Annotated in this window: 2 protein-coding genes; one reads left to right on the forward strand and one right to left on the reverse strand. The window is 42.1% G+C overall.

Features of this window, described 5'->3' with window-relative positions:
• Positions 1–6 precede the first annotated feature (6 nt).
• The gene (locus OSCI_RS10575) at positions 7–207 is read right to left on the reverse strand and encodes a hypothetical protein (protein ID WP_007354929.1); all 201 of its coding nucleotides are present in this window, start codon (positions 205–207) and stop codon (positions 7–9) included.
• 326 nt (positions 208–533) lie between these two features.
• On the opposite strand from OSCI_RS10575, the gene OSCI_RS10580 reads away from it, so the two are divergent.
• Complete coding sequence (locus tag OSCI_RS10580; protein ID WP_007354930.1) at positions 534–1,841, forward strand: adenylate/guanylate cyclase domain-containing protein; 1,308 nt, start codon at positions 534–536, stop codon at positions 1,839–1,841.
• Positions 1,842–2,071: the final 230 nt, after the last annotated feature.

Below are 2,071 nucleotides of genomic sequence, written 5' to 3' on the forward strand. Positions count from 1 at the left end.
TTTCTTTCAATTTTCATCCACAATATCTAGCAGGCCTTTTCTCACCCCATCAATAACTCGCTCGATCAAAACTAACTCTTTTTCATTGATGGAATCATCTAACAAGACCAACTTGAGCTGCTGTCTGTCCATCCGACTCAGTTGACCAGAAGACAAGATCCGCTCAACTAATTTATCTGTTGGGAGTTGGGAACCTATATCTTCCATTGTATGTTTGGGGAAAAATTAATTTAGCAACCGCCAAGATAATTCAAAGGAAGAAGGAAGAAGGAAGAAAAATTTAGAAGAAAAATTTAGTTATCTAGGAGAGAAGGAAGAAGTAAGAAGAATTTACTTAATGAGGACGTTCTTAATTGCTGAAACTATTGTTTTGATTGCATTTTACTTCTGTCCTTTTAGATAACTAAAGCCTTCTGCATAGTTGCCTTTTACCTTGTGCCTTCTGCTATAACTCCCAGTATGGAGCATTATTGATCATAATAACCTAAAGATGTACACCTTTCGCTTCCTTCAACAGAAGCAGCATATCTACCATGAAGCGAGAGAAGCCAAGTAAAATAGATAAACAAGTCTGGGCTGAGGGTTCGCCCCTCCAAGAGTTAGGGGACATCCCTCAACTCGACCTCAAAGCTGACTACGAAGCATGGCGCGATCGCTTTATTCTCAGTCGCATGAAACTGGGATTGTGGCTAGCCTTCTTCGCCTTCGTGACTTTTAGCATCCTAGAACTAACAAACTTTGCATTCAATCGCCAGCAGTTCAACAGTTCCTTACTGCTAACCCAAATTGTCGTACAACTGCTTCTCCTCGCTGGCATTGCCTCCCTGCAAATCCCCGCAGTGCGCCGCCATCACGCTTTAATATTCTTAGGGCTATCCTGGTCAACAACCCTGATCCCGCAAATACGAGCCACTTTCCTGGGTATCGCCCAACCCGATATTATTGCCTGGAGCCTCATGTTTTTTGGTCAAGCTACTCTCACCCCCGTCCGGTGGCCCCTACATTTGACAGCACAATTAGGCGTATTTGTCTACTATTTCGGAGTTAATGCTGCACTAAACTTACAAGTCAAACCCGAAGATATGCCAGTGGCTCCAGCCATGCTATATCTTTACTTATTCTGGGCCTGTGTAACCTGCAACTTATCAGTTTATCTATACGAACGCTTAGCCAAAGCTGAATTTAAAGCCCGCCGCGCCTTAGAAGCAGAAAAGGATAGATCGGAGCGCTTGCTACTAAATATTTTACCACCACCAATTGCCGAACGTTTAAAACAAGATCCGCAAACTATTGCAGACAGTTTCGCCGAAGTAAGTGTCTTATTTGCCGATATTGTTGGCTTCACAGAGCTTTCTGCCCGGATTTCACCTACAGAATTAGTTAAGTTACTCAATGAGATTTTTTCGATGTTTGACCATTTGGTGGAACGTCACGGTTTAGAAAAAATTAAGACAATTGGGGACGCTTATATGGTAGTAGGTGGTTTACCAGAAAACCATTTAGACCACGCTCATGCTATTGCTGAGATGGGGCTAGATATGCAGCAAGCTTTAGCACAATTTAATGCTAAAAAAGGTCAAGACTTTCAGATTCGGATCGGTATTAGCACTGGTTTAGTCGTAGCGGGAGTAATTGGCTGGAAAAAGTTTGCTTACGATTTATGGGGTGATACTGTAAATACTGCTTCTCGGATGGAATCTCACGGTATCCCCGGTCGCATTCAAGTCTCAGAATCGACTTATGAACGCTTAAAAGGGGTTTACGTATTCGAGGAACGCGGAGAAATTGAAATTAAAGGTAAGGGGAGAATGAAAGCTTATTTGTTAACTGTTAACGGTTAACTGTTAACGGTTAACTGGTAATTGGTAATTGGTACCTTCCCATCTCCCTCTCTCCCCCTCTTTCCCTAGCCCCTAGTCCCTAGCCCCTAGTCCCTTCTTCGGTAATTGGTAAATAAGAGCAGATAATAGTAATTTGGGTGTAATGAAGTGAAACCAAACATCAAGATTGTAAGTAAATCCCCCTAATTAAACATAAGATAAGGATGGCTAAAAAGCTTACTGTATAAACA

It is taken from the genome of Kamptonema sp. PCC 6506 (assembly GCF_000180455.1).
GTDB classification, from domain to species: Bacteria; Cyanobacteriota; Cyanobacteriia; order Cyanobacteriales; family Microcoleaceae; genus Kamptonema; species Kamptonema formosum.